This is a genomic window from Paenibacillus lutimineralis, from assembly GCF_003991425.1.
Taxonomy (GTDB): Bacteria; Bacillota; Bacilli; order Paenibacillales; family Paenibacillaceae; genus Fontibacillus; species Fontibacillus lutimineralis.
Genome location: NZ_CP034346.1, coordinates 742665 through 757687 on the forward strand (window position 1 = coordinate 742665; position 15023 = coordinate 757687).

Annotated in this window: 12 protein-coding genes and 1 tRNA gene; 9 read left to right on the forward strand and 4 right to left on the reverse strand. The window is 48.7% G+C overall.

Features of this window, described 5'->3' with window-relative positions; genetic code table 11:
* The first annotated feature begins 146 nt into the window (after nucleotides 1-146).
* From EI981_RS03150 to EI981_RS03160, 3 genes are all read left to right on the forward strand, one after another.
* Entirely contained in the window at nucleotides 147-1445 is a 1299-nt protein-coding gene (locus tag EI981_RS03150; RefSeq protein WP_126995370.1) for an ABC transporter substrate-binding protein, read from the forward strand.
* A gap of 72 nt (nucleotides 1446-1517) precedes the next feature.
* Nucleotides 1518-2396, forward strand: coding sequence for a carbohydrate ABC transporter permease (locus EI981_RS03155; RefSeq protein WP_126995372.1), 879 nt, complete (start codon nucleotides 1518-1520; stop codon nucleotides 2394-2396).
* Nucleotides 2396-3214: a carbohydrate ABC transporter permease gene (locus EI981_RS03160; RefSeq protein WP_227011670.1), complete on the forward strand. Its 819-nt coding sequence runs from the start codon at nucleotides 2396-2398 to the stop codon at nucleotides 3212-3214. Before EI981_RS03155 ends, EI981_RS03160 begins: the two co-directional genes overlap by 1 nt.
* A 101-nt stretch (nucleotides 3215-3315) precedes the next feature.
* On the opposite strand, the gene EI981_RS03165 is transcribed toward EI981_RS03160, so the two are convergent.
* A complete protein-coding gene (locus tag EI981_RS03165; RefSeq protein WP_126995374.1) occupies nucleotides 3316-4659 on the reverse strand; it encodes an ABC transporter substrate-binding protein in 1344 nt (447 codons plus the stop codon).
* Between the two features lie 494 nt (nucleotides 4660-5153).
* Between EI981_RS03165 and EI981_RS03170 the strand changes: the two genes are divergently transcribed.
* From EI981_RS03170 to EI981_RS03180, 3 genes are read left to right on the forward strand one after another with little or no spacing between them, the layout of a single operon-like run.
* Nucleotides 5154-6890 (forward strand): ABC transporter ATP-binding protein, encoded by a 1737-nt coding sequence (locus tag EI981_RS03170; protein WP_126995376.1) that lies wholly within the window; start codon nucleotides 5154-5156, stop codon nucleotides 6888-6890.
* The gene (locus EI981_RS03175) at nucleotides 6871-8718 is read left to right on the forward strand and encodes an ABC transporter ATP-binding protein (RefSeq protein ID WP_126995378.1); all 1848 of its coding nucleotides are present in this window, start codon (nucleotides 6871-6873) and stop codon (nucleotides 8716-8718) included. The genes EI981_RS03170 and EI981_RS03175 overlap by 20 nt, the downstream gene beginning before the upstream one ends.
* A 7-nt stretch (nucleotides 8719-8725) precedes the next feature.
* Complete coding sequence (locus EI981_RS03180; protein WP_126995380.1) at nucleotides 8726-9487, forward strand: AAA family ATPase; 762 nt, start codon at nucleotides 8726-8728, stop codon at nucleotides 9485-9487.
* Nucleotides 9488-9490: 3 nt separating this feature from the next.
* Here EI981_RS03180 and EI981_RS03185 read toward each other — a convergent pair whose 3' ends face one another.
* Entirely contained in the window at nucleotides 9491-10399 is a 909-nt protein-coding gene (locus tag EI981_RS03185; protein WP_126995382.1) for a LysR family transcriptional regulator, read from the reverse strand.
* 206 nt (nucleotides 10400-10605) lie between these two features.
* Between EI981_RS03185 and EI981_RS03190 the strand changes: the two genes are divergently transcribed.
* Both EI981_RS03190 and EI981_RS03195 read left to right on the forward strand, forming a co-directional pair.
* The gene (locus tag EI981_RS03190; protein ID WP_126995384.1) at nucleotides 10606-11646 is read left to right on the forward strand and encodes a YeiH family protein; all 1041 of its coding nucleotides are present in this window, start codon (nucleotides 10606-10608) and stop codon (nucleotides 11644-11646) included.
* 449 nt (nucleotides 11647-12095) lie between these two features.
* Nucleotides 12096-12791: a Dph6-related ATP pyrophosphatase gene (locus EI981_RS03195; protein ID WP_126995386.1), complete on the forward strand. Its 696-nt coding sequence runs from the start codon at nucleotides 12096-12098 to the stop codon at nucleotides 12789-12791.
* Between the two features lie 41 nt (nucleotides 12792-12832).
* Here the strand turns inward: EI981_RS03195 and EI981_RS03200 are convergent.
* Nucleotides 12833-12910 (reverse strand) — tRNA-Arg (locus EI981_RS03200).
* Nucleotides 12911-13022: 112 nt separating this feature from the next.
* Here EI981_RS03200 and EI981_RS03205 point away from each other — a divergent pair.
* Nucleotides 13023-13898: an SDR family oxidoreductase gene (locus EI981_RS03205; protein WP_126995388.1), complete on the forward strand. Its 876-nt coding sequence runs from the start codon at nucleotides 13023-13025 to the stop codon at nucleotides 13896-13898.
* A 92-nt stretch (nucleotides 13899-13990) separates the two neighbouring features.
* Here the strand turns inward: EI981_RS03205 and EI981_RS03210 are convergent, their stop codons facing one another.
* Nucleotides 13991-15022 carry a ribonucleotide-diphosphate reductase subunit beta gene (locus EI981_RS03210; RefSeq protein ID WP_127004301.1) on the reverse strand — a complete coding sequence of 344 codons (1032 nt, stop codon included), beginning with the start codon at nucleotides 15020-15022 and terminating at the stop codon, nucleotides 13991-13993.
* Nucleotide 15023 lies beyond the last annotated feature (1 nt).

Sequence of the window (15023 nt, forward strand, 5' to 3'; positions counted from 1 at the left end):
GTGTAGAAATGGACGCCTCCATTCGTAGATTTGTAGCAGTGTGTAGAAATTGGCGCTGAGGATCGTAGTTCTGTGTCATTTGGAAGCGTCTTCAGCGATGCTATATTAAATTTGTAAAGAACAACTAAAACCATGGGAGGGTCAATATGAATCGATCGAAATGGCTGATGTTATGCGTGGCTATGCTGGTATTATTGTCTGCATGTGGCGGGGGAGCGAATGAGGGGAAAGGGAGTACGGATGAGCCGACCGCCTCGCCCAAATCTTCATCAGGCAAGGAAGTACGGATTACGGTGTCCACCAATGTGATCGGGGAGCAAGCCAAGGTGCTGGAACAAATCACAGACGATTTCATGAGGGATAATCCTTTGATCCAAGTTGACTTCAGCGCCCCAGGCAAAGAATATGAGAACACGATGAAAGTCAAAATGGCCTCCAATGATATGCCGGATGTATTTGCAACCCATGGTTGGGCCAAGGCTCGTTATGGTGAGTTCCTGCTGGACCTGTCGGGTGAGAGCTGGGCATCGAATGTGAATGCAGCGATCAAGCCGCTTGTCAGCGATGAATCTGGCAAATTATATGTGCTGCCGATGGATCAGGACAAAGCTGGCCCGGTATTCAATGTCACAGTGCTTGAGAAGTATGGCGTCGAAGTGCCGGCAACCTATGAAGAATTCCTAGCTGCATGTGAGACGATCAAAGCGAAGAGCAACGGCGAAGTTATGCCGATCCATATGGGGGGCGCGGATTCCTGGCCGATCGGGCAATATTTTGATTTCTTTGCAACACCGCTTCTGATTAGCTCCTCTTCCCAAAGTTACGGAGATCAGCTTCTGGACGGCTCCTTTGACTGGACGAATTTCGAGGCATTGCCGCAAATGTTCAAGGATCTTCAGGCGAAGGGATTTCTGAATAAGGATGTATTGACTGCAAAGTACAGCGATTCTGCAAAAGCTTTTGCCGAGGGTAAGGCTGCATTTGGGATCTATAGCCCGTCCTTTATCGAAGAAGCACAGAAGATTAACCCAGAATTGAAGGCCGGACTGATGCCGATACCTTCGGTGGTTGAAGGGGATACGCCTACGTTTGCAGGTGGGGAGAAGACGACTTGGGGGATTTGGAAGGATTCTAAAAATATCGAGGCCGCGAAGAAATACGTGGAATATTTCGCTAAACCCGAGAATGTAGCCCTGGTAGCGAAGTCCAATCAATTGCCTCCAGGCCTGGATGGCGCAGAGATGGATGCAGGGCAGTTGACCGAATACTACGAGCAATACAAAGATATCCGCGTGCTTGCGTTCTTTGACCGCGAGTACATTCCGAACGGCATGTGGGATGTGATGTGCAAGAATGGCCAGGATCTGTTGGCTGACGGGATTGATGCCAAGGGTTATACAGCGAATATGAAGCAGGAATATGAGCGGTTAAGAGCAGCAAATTAAGATGGTTACGGGGGCAGATCGAATAAGCCATATAGGCCGGCTGCCCTCTTCTTCTTTTAACGGGGTGATGAGATGAACAGACTGATGCAGTCCAAAGGATTAATCAACTTAATGTACGTTCCTGCAATTGTGTTGTTCGCACTATTTATCTTCTATCCGTTTATTCAAGGGATTCGTGTATCATTTACGGATTGGAACGGATATTCGCAGACTTACAATTGGGTCGGATTCGATAAGTATAACACGATGCTCCATGACAGGAATGTATGGATAACGGTCAAAAATACGTTGATATACGGATTCGGCAGCACTTTTTTTCAAAATATATTAGGCTTGGCTTACGCGCTATTCCTAGATTCAAAGATCCGCGGCAAAGGCTTGGTCCGCACGATCGTCTATCTGCCTGTTATTATCAGTCCGCTGATTATGGGCTATATCTGGTATTTCTTCTTCCAATACGATGGCGGTGCGGTGAATGATGCGATCGGCCTGTTGGGAATTGAAGCGGTAGATTGGCTGTCGAAGGGACCTACGGCCGTATGGCTGATCACTTTGGTCAATACCTATCAATATATGGGGACTGCGATGATCATCTATCTTGCTGGCCTGCAATCGATTCCGAAAGATTATTATGAGGCGGCTGCCATTGACGGAGCGAGTGGAATTAAGAAATTCAAGCATGTGACTCTACCTCTGCTGATGCCTTCAATTACGATCAATATCCTGATTAACATTATTGGCGGACTGAAGCTGTTCGACGTCATTGTGGCGATGACGAACGGCGGACCTGGATATGCTTCCTCGTCGATCTCGACGATGATGTATAATCTGTACTTTGCAAGACAGGATGCGGGCTATGCCGCAGCGCTCGGGAATACGATGTTCCTGATGATTGCCCTCATCAGTCTACTGGCTCTGTTCTACTTGAAGAGAAAAGAGGTGAAAATGTAGTGAAGAATGTGCTTCAATGGCCCAAATATGCCGTCCTGCTCCTCATTGCCGTCGTTCATATTATCCCTTTCTATATTCTAATAAATATGTCATTTAAGCTGCCTACCGAGACGAGTTCCAAATGGAGATTCCCGGTAGATGCATCCTGGGACAATTTCGTGAACGCTTGGCAGGAGGCGAACTTGCTACGGGCCATATTTAACAATGTCTTCATTACAGTAAGCGCGGTGGCTTTGGTTGTCATCGTTGGCGCGCTAGCCTCTTATCCGCTGGCACGTCATCAGACCAGATTCAATATGTTCATCTATACGGTGAGCGTATCCTGCCTAATCGTGCCGGCATTGACGATCCTTGTCCCACTTTATAAGTTTATTGTGGATCTTGGTGGTATAAATACCTATTGGGCGGCTATCTTAACGCAGGTGACGTTCGCTCTTCCTATGACGATATTCTTATATACAGGTTTTATCAATACCGTTCCTCGGGAACTGGATGAGGCGGGCTTAATCGATGGAAGCAGCCGGATGGGCATCTTCTTTCGTATTATTCTCCCGCTATTAAAACCGATAACAGCCACCGTTATTATTATAATGGGGGTTCAAATATGGAATGACTATCAATTCTCGATCTTCTTCCTGCAAAAGGTGCAGGTACAGACAATTCCTGTTGCGCTATCGCAGTTTATCTCTCAATTCTCCAATCAGTTGAACTGGGTAGCAGCGGGGTGCCTGATCGGGATGATGCCGATGGCCATAGTCTATCTCTGTTTACAAAAATACTTTATTAAAGGTATGGCTGACGGAGCTGTCAAAGGATAGTAGAATGACAAATCAGGCTCTAAAACGGTGTGATGCCGATTTAGAGCCTTTTGATTTCTTTTGATTCGGTAATATCAAGCTGTGATTTCTATGGAATCCTGTTACTTCCTCTTTTCCAGATCCAACCGCTCCTGCAGCTCCTTCTGCATCGCCTCAAGCACCTCATCTACCGGTACATTCTCCTTAACAATGGTGACGAGCGCCTGGTTCATGGAATCATAGACTTGGCCTTGAAATTCTGGGGAGACCTTGATTTTATCGAGGATGCCCCAGCCCGAGTCGCCGCTGGCATACGGCTTTAGCATGGTGAAGGGTTCAGCCGGCATACCGCCGATCTCGGTGATTCCTTCATTTCGAATCGGCAGGCTGAGACCATAACCGGATATGAAAGTTTTGGCCATTTCAGGGCTGCACATATGCGATAGTAGTTCCCAAGCGATTCGCTTATTGGGGGAATCCGCATTGATGCCATACATATTATCAAAACTCATAAATGGGGATACTTCTGGGTTGGTAGGATTGATCGGCATCGTGACAAGGCCAACCTTGAAGCTGGAGTCACCTTGCAGTGTCTTGACTGAAGTTGCATGGGAGATGGTCATGGCTGATTGCCGCTTCGCGAACTTCGTGTCATTTACGCTTATACTTTCAACAGTTCCGTCTGCCATATAGAAACCTTTAGCTTTGATCGTATCGGTCACTACGCTATACGCTTCCTTCCAGGCATCGGAATCGAACAGCAGCTTCTCCCCACCGTTGTCAATAATACGCAGCTCTTTCGTCTGTGCTACATTCATCAGAATATCCATCGGATTTGAGAAGAGGGTCGATATTCCGTACAGCGGGTTTTGCTCTGTACTAAGCTGTCCGAACCGGGAAGCTAGTAGGAACAGTTCCTCCCATGTCATTTGATTACGAGGCGGTTCTATGCCGTGCTCCTTGAATAGATCCTCGTTATAGTAAATCGCACTGACATTGTAAGTAGGGGATAACGCGTAAATTTGACCATCACCTAATTGTCTGAAGAAATCCATGGTCAGATTCGGGATGCCTGTAGTATCGAATTGCTCTTGCTTCATCACCGCATCTAATTGGAGCAACTTTCCCTTGTCCACCAGGGGAGCAACCTGCTCCGCATCAAGCAGGATCAGATCGGGATTCTCTTTCTCAATGAAGCTGATCAGCTTATCGCCCGGATTGTCCTCCGGTGACCGATCCCTCAGCAAATCCATGCCGACTACTTCGATGTCGATGTCCGGATACTTCGCGGCAAAAAGATCGCCGAATTTCTGTTGGAATGTTTGTTCATGATAGGCCATGACCTTAATCTTGCCCTTACCGTCCTTTGGCATGGCGGGCAGAATGGATTTCTTGCCGCTGCAGCCAGAGAGCAGCACGATTATAAACAATACTGTGATGCATTTCTGTAAATACCTTGTCTGCACTTGTAACACCTCCGGTTATTCACTGGAATGGCAGGCATGTTTTTTCTGTGATGTATGCTTGTACAATCGGTGTTGTATTCTTAGATATTTTTATGTACACAATTTCCTGCACTAGATAAAAGTTTACTTATTATTTTCTTTGGTCTCAACAGATATTTCTTATGGTTATCAACGATTTGCGACACTTTACAATCATCCTCCAACGAACAGAGGAGAACGGGCCTTTTGGGAAGACAGAATGGAGTTCATTTCGTCTTTTAGGGATGCCGTTGAAATGGATTGTCTGCTTTGCCACGTTAAAGGGCTTACACTTCACTTTTATGTGTTCTATAATTAAAAAGCATGGTTCATCCGTTTTACAGGACAGTTGGGGAGTTGTCCGATTCTAAACAAGGGCCCGAAATCAGAAGCAAACGAACTTTTCCCTAGGACAATGATGCAAATATCAATGAAAGGCGGGTTGTCCCGGGCCCTGTGGCGGGAGGCTCAGCATAATGGTCTTTTCTTTTATGAAAAAGTATTGGATAGCCGCGACAGCGGCCTTCTGTATGATGCTGCTTGAGCTCTCGGTAGAGCTGGTGCAGCCGCTCATCATCTCCAAGATTATCGATGATGGCATTGCACAACGGCAGTTATCGGTTGCCTGGACGTGGGGAGCCGTACTTGTGGGAAGCGCGTTTATTGCCTTTGCGGGTGGGATTGCGAGCTCCTTCTTTGCATCGCATGCCAGTCAGGGCTTCGGCTATGACCTAAGGGACAAACTGTATGAGAAGGTAGAAGGATTCTCCTACTCTGTATTCAATCGATTTGCGACATCCTCGCTGATTACACGGCTGACCGGCGATATTACTCAACTGCAGGATATGCTGTTCATGAGCCTGCGATTTGCCAGTCGGGTGCCGCTAGTCGTATTAGGCAGCATGGTGATGGCGCTCATCGTTCATGCACAGTTAGGAATCTTCCTGACGGTACTGATTCCGGTCCTGATCGTGTTCGTGTACTGGATGATTAAGCGGATCTCGGTTCAATTCCGAGCGGTACAACAGCGGTTGGATGGATTGAATGGAGTCATTCAAGAGAACCTGCTGGGGATGCGCTTGATTCGTGTATTTGTACGCCGCAATCATGAGATTAACCGATTTGACCAGCGCAGCAAAGAACTGATGGACGGAACGGTTCGCGCACTTAGATCGGCCGAGACGACGATGCCGTTCATTCTGTTCGTTATGAATCTGGGGATTCTTGCCGTACTGTGGTTCGGCAGAATAGATATTGCCGCTGGCAGCGCTTCTGTAGGGCAGGTAGTGGCCGTAGTCAATTATTCCTTGCGGACTATCGGTGCACTTTCAGCATTGTCATGGATCATGACCTCGTACTCGCGGGCGGCAGCGTCGGCACAACGGGTAAATGAAGTGCTGTTGACAGAGGATGATTCTGAGGAGACGCATACGTATCAGACGAATAAGCCTAATTTGGAAGGAAGAGTTGAATTTAGTACAGTCAGCTTCCGCTATCCAGATAGCGAGATGAACGCACTGGAGAACATATCGTTCCAGATAGAACCGGGTCAGCGGGTAGCTATTATGGGAGCGACAGGTTCAGGGAAATCATCGCTCGTTCAATTAATTCCTCGTTTATATGAACCTTCGAATGGGATAATCGAAATCGATGGGATCGATATTGCTGACATCGATAGCTCGCGTTTGCGCGGCTCTATTGGCTATGTCCCACAGGAGATCATGCTGTTCTCTGGAACGGTAAGGGAGAACATCGCCTGGGGGCGGGAGGATGCCTCATTGGAAGAGATTGAGGAAGCGGCGAAGCAAGCGCAAATTCACGATACGATCAAGTCCCTGACTCATGGGTATGGCACCATGATCGGTCAGCGTGGGGTTAATCTGTCTGGTGGGCAGAAGCAGCGACTATCGATTGCCCGGGCTCTGGTACGCAGACCGTCGATTCTTATTCTTGATGATAGCACCAGTGCCTTGGATATGCGGACAGAAGCCGCTTTGATGCAAGCGTTGAACAGCTTCTCCTGCACGACATTTCTTATTACACAGAAGATCAGCTCGACGGTATCTGCAGACTTGATTCTGTTGTTGGATGAAGGCAGGCTGATCGCCAGTGGAACACATGATCAACTGATGACCGAGTCGTCGCTTTATCGAAGGATTGTTGAATCCCAGCATAGAGAGGGGGAAGAGATGCATGTTCAAAGAACTTGTTGAGCCTTTTCGTCATCCGTATCCCAAATCGGTAATCCAGCAGCAGGGTGACTCGGGCCGCAAGAAGAGAGCCAAGGCTAAGGATTGGTCCGGTACACTCGGCCGACTCTGGAGCTATCTGGCACAGAGAAAGGCGAAGCTGACCCTGGTGCTGGTGATGGTTGTATTCAGCTCGGCGCTCGCCTTATTGGGGCCTTATCTACTTGGTACCGCGATCGATAACTATCTGCAGGGAAGCGGAGGCAAGCCATGGGCCTGGTTCCTGCTTGGTCTCGGTCTCATCTATGCCGGCTCTTCCTTAACCTCCTGGCTACAGAACATCTGGATGATCGAGGTGGCGCAGGAGACCGTATATCGAATGAGGTCGGATTTATTCGCTAAGCTGCATGCACTGCCGATTTCTTTCTACAGTAAAAGACAGCAGGGCGAAATTATGAGCCGCGTGACGAATGATATCGAAAATGTCAGCTCTACTTTGAACAGTTCAGCGATTCAAATCTTCTCCAGCGTGCTGACGCTGACCGGAACAATTGTGGTGATGTTGTATCTAAGTCCGATCCTGACTTTGCTTACTTTTATTGTCGTTCCTCTAATGGTGTTCGGCATGAGGTGGATCACCCGACGGACGGGACCGCTCTATAAGCAGCGTCAGAAGGACTTGGGCAATCTGAACGGATATATTGAGGAGACATTGTCCGGGCAGCGAATGATCAAGGCCTTCTCCCAAGAGGAGAGGGTGCTGCGGGAATTCCGGGCGCGCAATGCTGCGATCCGCAGATCCAGCTTCTGGGCTCAGACGATCTCCGGCTTCATCCCGAAACTGATGAACTTTCTTAACAATTTTAGCTTCGCTTTGGTCGCCGGAATCGGCGGTGTACTGGCTATTTACGGTCAGGTAACGGTCGGGGTCATTATCGTCTTCGTCGAGTATGCACGACAATTTACACGTCCGCTTAACGATCTGGCCAACCAATGGAACACGCTGCTGTCGGCGATCGCCGGGGCGGAGCGGGTGTTTGAAGTGATGGACGAGGATGAGGAGGCCTCGGATGAGAATGGCGTACAGCCGATTGATCAGGTCACCGGCAAGGTCTCCTTCTCGCATGTCTATTTCTCATATGAGAGTAATGGAGATACCTTGGAGGATATTAGCTTCACAGCAGAACCAGGGGAAATGATCGCTCTTGTCGGGCCGACTGGGGCCGGGAAGACGACCCTGATCCAGCTTCTGTCACGCTTCTATGAGCATGGTCGGGGAACGATTGCGATTGATGATCGGGATATTGCAGCGATTCGGCGTGACAGCTTACGCTCCTATATGGCGTTCGTCCTGCAGGACTCGTTCCTGTTCCAGGGCACGATCCGCGATAATATCGCATTCGGACGTCTTGATGCCAGCGATGTGGAGATTGAAGAAGCCGCGAGACTGGCCAATGCCCATTCATTTATTACGCGTCTGCCGCAGGGATATGATCAGATACTTGGTCTCGGCGGGGATGGGATCAGCCAAGGCCAGAAGCAGCTGCTTGCCATCGCCCGTGCGATGCTGGCTAATCCGGCGATTCTCGTGTTGGATGAGGCGACCAGCAGCATTGATACCGTAACTGAGTTGAAGATCCAGGAAGGTCTGCAGAGGTTAATGAAAGGGAGAACAAGCTTTGTGATCGCCCATCGCTTGAATACGATTCGTCAGGCTGATAAAATTCTCGTCCTGAAGGAAGGACAGCTGATTGAGCAGGGGAATCATACGACTTTGCTGGAACAAGGCGGTTTTTACAGCGAGCTGTACTATGGTCATTTTCAAGAGCAGGATGAAGAGAACGGAGGTTAGAAGGTAAATGAGCATCTATGATAGAGGGGCCTATTTACGCAGTATGACACTGCTCCGGGAAGAGGTGCCATCCTTTGGGCGGTACCCCTTTCACTTGCCTGTGGTGGCTGCTATGGAACGGCTAGATTTCCACCCGAAGGTGACCTACATCATTGGCGAGAACGGGATGGGAAAATCGACGCTGCTGGAGGCGTTGGCGGTTGCGCTTGGCTTCAATGCCGAGGGAGGTACGCTTAATTTCAACTTCTCGACAGCAGAGACGCATTCGGAGTTGTACCGATACTTACGCCCAGTGCGCGGAGCACAGCGGGCCAGGGACGGATTCTTCTTTCGGGCAGAGAGCTATTATAATCTGGCGACGCAGATCGATGCGCTTGATCGTGAGCCAGGCTTCACTCCTCCGATTATCAATTCCTATGGAGGAAAATCGCTGCATATGATGTCGCATGGTGAATCCTTCTTTGCTACATTTATGAACCGGTTTGGCGGCAGGGGACTTTATATTTTGGACGAGCCGGAGGCGGCGCTGTCCCCATACCGACAGATGGCGATGCTCTCGCGGATTCATGAGCTGGTGGAACAGCATTCCCAGTTCATTATTTCCACGCATTCTCCCATTCTGATGGCTTATCCGGACAGCAAGATTTATCAATTAACGTCTGAAGGCATGCAGGAAGTTGCGCTTGAAGAGACCGACCATTATGTCATCATGAAGGAGTTCTTGAACAACCGTGAACGGATGCTGGGTGAATTGTTCAGTGCGGAGTAGGGATTAGCCTAGACCATTTGCTTTCAATCGCTTTGCATCTTCCACAAGCTGCTGTACAAATCGTTCGATGGCCATCGAGGGGGCATGATCCTTCGTCTGGATGACGGAGAAATCCCGTGCGAACTTGATTCCTTTCAAGGGGATGCTTCGCAATGCTCCCGATTCAAGCTCCTTGCGGACAACCCAGCGCGACAGAATCGCGATGCCAAGTCCAGCGGCGACGGCCTCCTTAACGCCCTGACTGCTGTTGAATACATATGTACGCTGAACCTCGAGCTTATGCTCTTGCAGAAAAAGATCGCTGAACGCCCTTGTACCGGACCCGCTCTCACGCAAGATCCAGTTCATATGTTGGAGCCTACGGACATCGGCCTGCCGTATAGCGCAAAGCGGATGATCAGGGGCGGTAACAAGCAGCATCTCATCCTTCATATAGGGTGTAATCACCAGATCCTCTCCGGTTACATTTCCCTCGACCAATCCCAGATTGATCTCCTTCTTACGAACCTTCTGAACAATCTCCCAAGTGTTACCGATCGTCACCTGCAGCTCAACCTGCGGGTATTGGGCGACGAATTCCGCAAGGAGGCGTGGAAGAAGATACTCGCCGATCGTGAAGCTGGCTCCGACATGGATCGCCCCGGTTACAGTATCCTGCAGCAGTTGAATATCCCGCCTCGCTTCATCGTATAGATCCAGAATTCTTTTAGCCTTCTCGTATAAAATATATCCAGCCTCAGTCAGCTTCACCTGCTTTGGGGAACGATGCATCAGCTTGGCGCCGAGCTCGTTCTCCAGATTGCGAATATGCAGACTAACGCCGGGTTGGGACAAATTCAAGAGCTCGGCGGCACGCGAGAAATTTTTCTGTTCAGACACAGTCACGAAAACTTTCAAATTCTCAACTATCATTCGTTAGTCTCTCCTTTGCTAGCTACTCTCATTGTACCCTGCCCCTGAATCGCTCAACAACCTGTTTTCCATCTTAGAGCAGAACAATCATAAGTATTTCTCATGATCAAGATAGCAGATCTTTATTTCCGCTTTGCCGCAGACCGCCGTATAGTTGTAACCGTAACTACACACAGATTTTTTTACAACGGTGGGGAAGTGAGAAGATGGGGCAGAATTATATTCATTTGTGGAGGCAAAATAAAAAATTCGGCTTCGCCGAAGGAATTATCATTACGCTAATACTGGCCATTCTCGCTAAATTTATAGCGGGTTTTCCGTTCTTAAGCATCATGGGTCAGCTTGTAATCGCCATATTGCTAGGTATCGCATGGCGGGCAATATTTGGTGTGCCGTCAGAAGCGGCGCCAGGGATTAACTTCTCAAGCAAGAAGCTGCTGCGCTACGGCATTATTCTACTCGGCATGAGGCTGAATCTGCTTGATATTATCCACGCCGGACCGAAGGTACTGGCGATTGCAGTAATTAATATTGTATTTGCCATATTTGTGGTGTATGGGCTGACCAAGTTATTCAAGGTTGATCAACGGCTTGGTATTCTGACCGCCTGCGGCACCGCTATTTGCGGAGCGGCTGCTGTAGTGGCCATCGCCCCGCAGATCAAAGCGAATGATGATGAGACAGCGGTTGGTGCTGCCACGATTGCTATTCTAGGTACTGTGTTCACCTTGGCTTATACGCTATTGTATCCCGTGTTAGGTTTGACAGCAGCAGGATATGGCATTTTCTCGGGAGCTACACTCCACGAAATCGCCCATGTTATCGCTGCGGCAGCACCAGGCGGCAAAGAAGCGGTTGATCTGGCCGTCATCGTCAAGCTGACACGTGTGGCTTTGCTTGTACCGGTCGCGATTATTATTGGCATTTGGGCGGGCAGAACCGAGCGCAGAAACAACCCAGATGCAGCAAAGACTAGCTGGCGCGATATTCCGATTCCATGGTTCATTCTCGGCTTCCTGCTGATGAGTGGCGTCAATACGTTGGGCATCATTCCTGCGGTAGTGACGGACCAACTGATCATTGCAGCTTACTTGCTGATTGCGATGGCTATGGCAGCGCTAGGCTTAAACGTCGATATTGCCACCTTCCGCAGAATGGGGCTCAAATCTTTTGCCGCCGGATTTATCGGTTCAGTTCTTCTGACAGGCCTCGGTTTCGGTCTGGTGCATTGGTTCGGACTAGCGTAAGGAGAATGGGGGTCAGTTGAGTCCAGTAGAAACCCAATTGAAACCCAGTTGGCGTCCCTTTATGAAACTCTAACGAAACTACGGATCGTTATTGGAGAGAAAGATAGGCTGTAAGCGGCAATTTTAGCTCAATAGCGTTACCCAGTTTCGTTACAATTTTCAACAGCTCTATTTGGCCTAAATAACGATACCCAGTTTCGTTAGAGATTGAGCTGTATAATATTTGTTTCCGGATAGCCTGCAAATGTGCAGGCTTTTTGCTTTATTCATGGAAACCGAATCAATGAGGAGCAACGCCTGAGTTTGATGGAACTCCCAAGCAGCTTAACCATTTGTGATATGAAAAACTGTATAATATAAAGATGAGAGTTTTATATTTTCGCTGCACGCTTGGAGAGACTAGAGGCTTGAGAGATGGATATGCCGGTTGTTAGGAGAGGAGATAGCAGATGAGTGAGGCAATCAACTGGAAGCGTGGAGCTGTAGGCCGTAAATTTGTAGCATCCTATAGCGGCGGCAAGGACAGCACCTTGGCTTTATATAAAGCAATGCAGACAGGGCAAGCGATCGGACTTATTATGATGCTGGAGGAAGAAGGGAAACGCTCCAGGTCACATGGCATGCCTCCTGAAGTGATTCAAGCTCAAGCCGAATCTATAGGATTGCCGGTACTTACTGCAGCTACAAGCTGGGAAGACTACGAGCATAATTTCATGCAGCTATTGGCGGAAGCCAAGCTTCAAGGAGCCGAGGTGTTGGTAACCGGAGATCTGGATGTGCCTGTCCAAGACTGCTGGCATGATCGGGTGACGAGAAATGCCGGATTGGGGCTCGGCATGCCGTTATGGGAGAAGAATCACCGTGAGGCCGTAGAAGAATTCATCAATCTGGGCTTTGCTACGATGCTGGTTACTGTGAATTTGGAGCTAGGCATGAGCGAAGATGACCTGGGGCGTATTCTGACACAGGAGTATGTGGACGAATTGGTGGCCAGGGGCATTGACCCCTGCGGCGAAGGCGGCGAGTTTCATACTACGGTTATAGATGGCCCGATCTTCAAGCATCCGCTCCCCATTCGGAAATGCGAGATCTTGAGGGATGGCAAGTATGCCTTTTTGCCATTGGAGCTAGAGTGGGAGTCTTAAGACAGCAAAAAAACCTTGCGATAACAAGGTCTTAATGATAGTGGCGCGCCACGGCGGGATTCGAACCCGCGACGCACAGTTTAGGAAACTGTCGCTCTATCCTGCTGAGCTACGGGCGCTTATGAATTTGTGAATTTACATGTCATGAAAAATCGACATAAAGATATTATAAAATAATAATCGTAAAAAGTGAATCCGAAAATACAAATTAGCTGCAAAGGAGATGGTGTTATGAGTAAAATCGCAATTACTGGTGTTACAGGACAGCTCGGAGAAATGACGGCCCGCCATTTGTTGGAGCTTAACGTGTCTGCTGGAGATATCATTGCTGTAGTTCGTAACCTGGAGAAAGCCAAACCGTTGGCTGATCTAGGCCTTCAGATTCGCTATGGAGATTATGAAGATGAAGCCTCCATGCTTGCGGCCTTTGAAAATGTGGATAAGCTGCTTTTCATCTCGAGTCCATCCCTGGATAACACGCATCGCATTGCCCAGCATGCTCGGGTCGTTGAAGCAGCGAGAGATGCAAAGGTAGGCCATATCGCTTATACCAGTCTTGCATTTCCAGAGAAGTCCGCGTTGGGACTGGAGAATCTTCATCTTGCGACAGAATATGCGATTAGAACGACGGGGATTCCTTATACTTTTCTGCGCAACGGATTTTACATGGATATTCTTGTAAATCCTAGCTTGCATGGAGTGATCAAATCCGGCGAGTTTGTATCTGCTTCAGCAGGAGCCAAAGTGAACTATGTGACCCGAAATGATCTAGCCTTGGCCGCGGCCATTGTATTGACCGGTTCAGGACATGAATGCCAAACTTATGAACTGGCGCATCCGCATCCTTTTACGTATGATGAGTTCGTGCAAATTCTGTCCGAGGTGTCTGGCAAACCAGTTAAGCATGCGGATCTAAGCTCTGAACAGGCCTATGAACGCCTGGTGGCAACCGGGATACCGGAAGCAGCGGCGGCGTTTATGACACAGGCTATTTATCCGGCTATTGCCGCGGGGCAATTCAGTTTCGCATCCGAGGATTTGGTCAAGCTGATCGGGAATCGGTTCACATCGGTGAAGGCAGCATTGGAGCAGTTTTTGGGAAAATAGGGATTTGGAGAAATATAATTTTAAATAGTGAAAAGGCACTGAAGTGATCGGGATTTCCCGGTACCTCGGTGCCTTTTTTTATTGTTCAAATCTTACAGATCATCGAATCCGTTGTCGTCGCCGACTTTGCCGTAGTTGCGGGATTTGGCTTCGAAGAAGTCCGTCTTCGTTGCATTGAGCGCTTCGTCGGAGAACGGCTTGATCCAAGGCATGCAGTTAACGTCAACGCCGTCGTACGCTTTGTCCAGTCCCATCAACTTAAGGCGTTTGTTGGCGATGTATTTGATGTAATCGGACAATTCGTTCAGATCGATGCCTCGTACCTGCTTGAGCGTATAATGTGCCCAGTTTGTCTCCAGCTCAACCGCACGGTTGATCGTACGATTGACGTAGTCCATATTTTCCGGCGTATTCAGTTCCGGATAGTCGATGAGCAACTGCTTGAACACTTCGGCGAAGAAGTAGCAGTGCTGATTCTCATCACGTTGGATATAGGAGATCATCTGACTGGTCCCCATCATCTTCTGATCGCGAGCCAGGTTATAGAAGAAGGCAAAGGTACTGTAGAAGAAAATGCCTTCCAGAATCAAGTCGGCTACCAGCGCCTCAAAGAATGTCTGAGGTGTCTGTTCGTTACGGAAGTTCTGGTAGATCTCGGAGATGAACGTATTACGTTCAAGCAGTACCGGATCATGCTTCCAATATTCAAAAATCTCCTTCTGCTCCTGATCGGATACGAGAGAGGATAGTACATAGGAATAGGATTGGTTATGCACAACCTCCTGCTGGGCGATGACCGCAGCGATCGCTTCCAGAGAGGAATCGGTTAAATAGCGCTTCACATCGCCAACGAACATCGTCTGCATCGAATCAAGCACGGCTAAGAGGCCGATGTTGATCTTGAAGGTGCGCTGTTCCTCAGGCTCAAGCAGCGGGAACTGCTGGGCATCCTTGCTCATCGGGATTTCATCGGCAATCCAGTAGTTAAGCAGCAGCACTTTGTACAGCTTATACATATGCGGCATACGGATATCGTCCCAGTTCACAATGCCGGAGCATTCGCCATTAATGATACGGGTTGATTTATTGGGAGCCTTAGTGTTAAAGATCTCCTGTAATTGCAAT

What these genes read in the sequence shown, in the direction of transcription:
- EI981_RS03175 (WP_126995378.1), top strand. Translation starts at nt 6,871, where the DNA reads ATGTTCAAAGAACTTGTTGAGCCTTTTCGTCATCCGTATCCCAAATCG.
- EI981_RS03195 (WP_126995386.1), top strand. Translation starts at nt 12,096, where the DNA reads ATGAGTGAGGCAATCAACTGGAAGCGTGGAGCTGTAGGCCGTAAATTT.
- EI981_RS03170 (WP_126995376.1), top strand. Translation starts at nt 5,154, where the DNA reads ATGGTCTTTTCTTTTATGAAAAAGTATTGGATAGCCGCGACAGCGGCC.
- EI981_RS03205 (WP_126995388.1), top strand. Translation starts at nt 13,023, where the DNA reads ATGAGTAAAATCGCAATTACTGGTGTTACAGGACAGCTCGGAGAAATG.
- EI981_RS03190 (WP_126995384.1), top strand. Translation starts at nt 10,606, where the DNA reads ATGGGGCAGAATTATATTCATTTGTGGAGGCAAAATAAAAAATTCGGC.
- EI981_RS03180 (WP_126995380.1), top strand. Translation starts at nt 8,726, where the DNA reads ATGAGCATCTATGATAGAGGGGCCTATTTACGCAGTATGACACTGCTC.
- EI981_RS03155 (WP_126995372.1), top strand. Translation starts at nt 1,518, where the DNA reads ATGAACAGACTGATGCAGTCCAAAGGATTAATCAACTTAATGTACGTT.
- EI981_RS03185 (WP_126995382.1), bottom strand. Translation starts at nt 10,399, where the DNA reads ATGATAGTTGAGAATTTGAAAGTTTTCGTGACTGTGTCTGAACAGAAA.
- EI981_RS03150 (WP_126995370.1), top strand. Translation starts at nt 147, where the DNA reads ATGAATCGATCGAAATGGCTGATGTTATGCGTGGCTATGCTGGTATTA.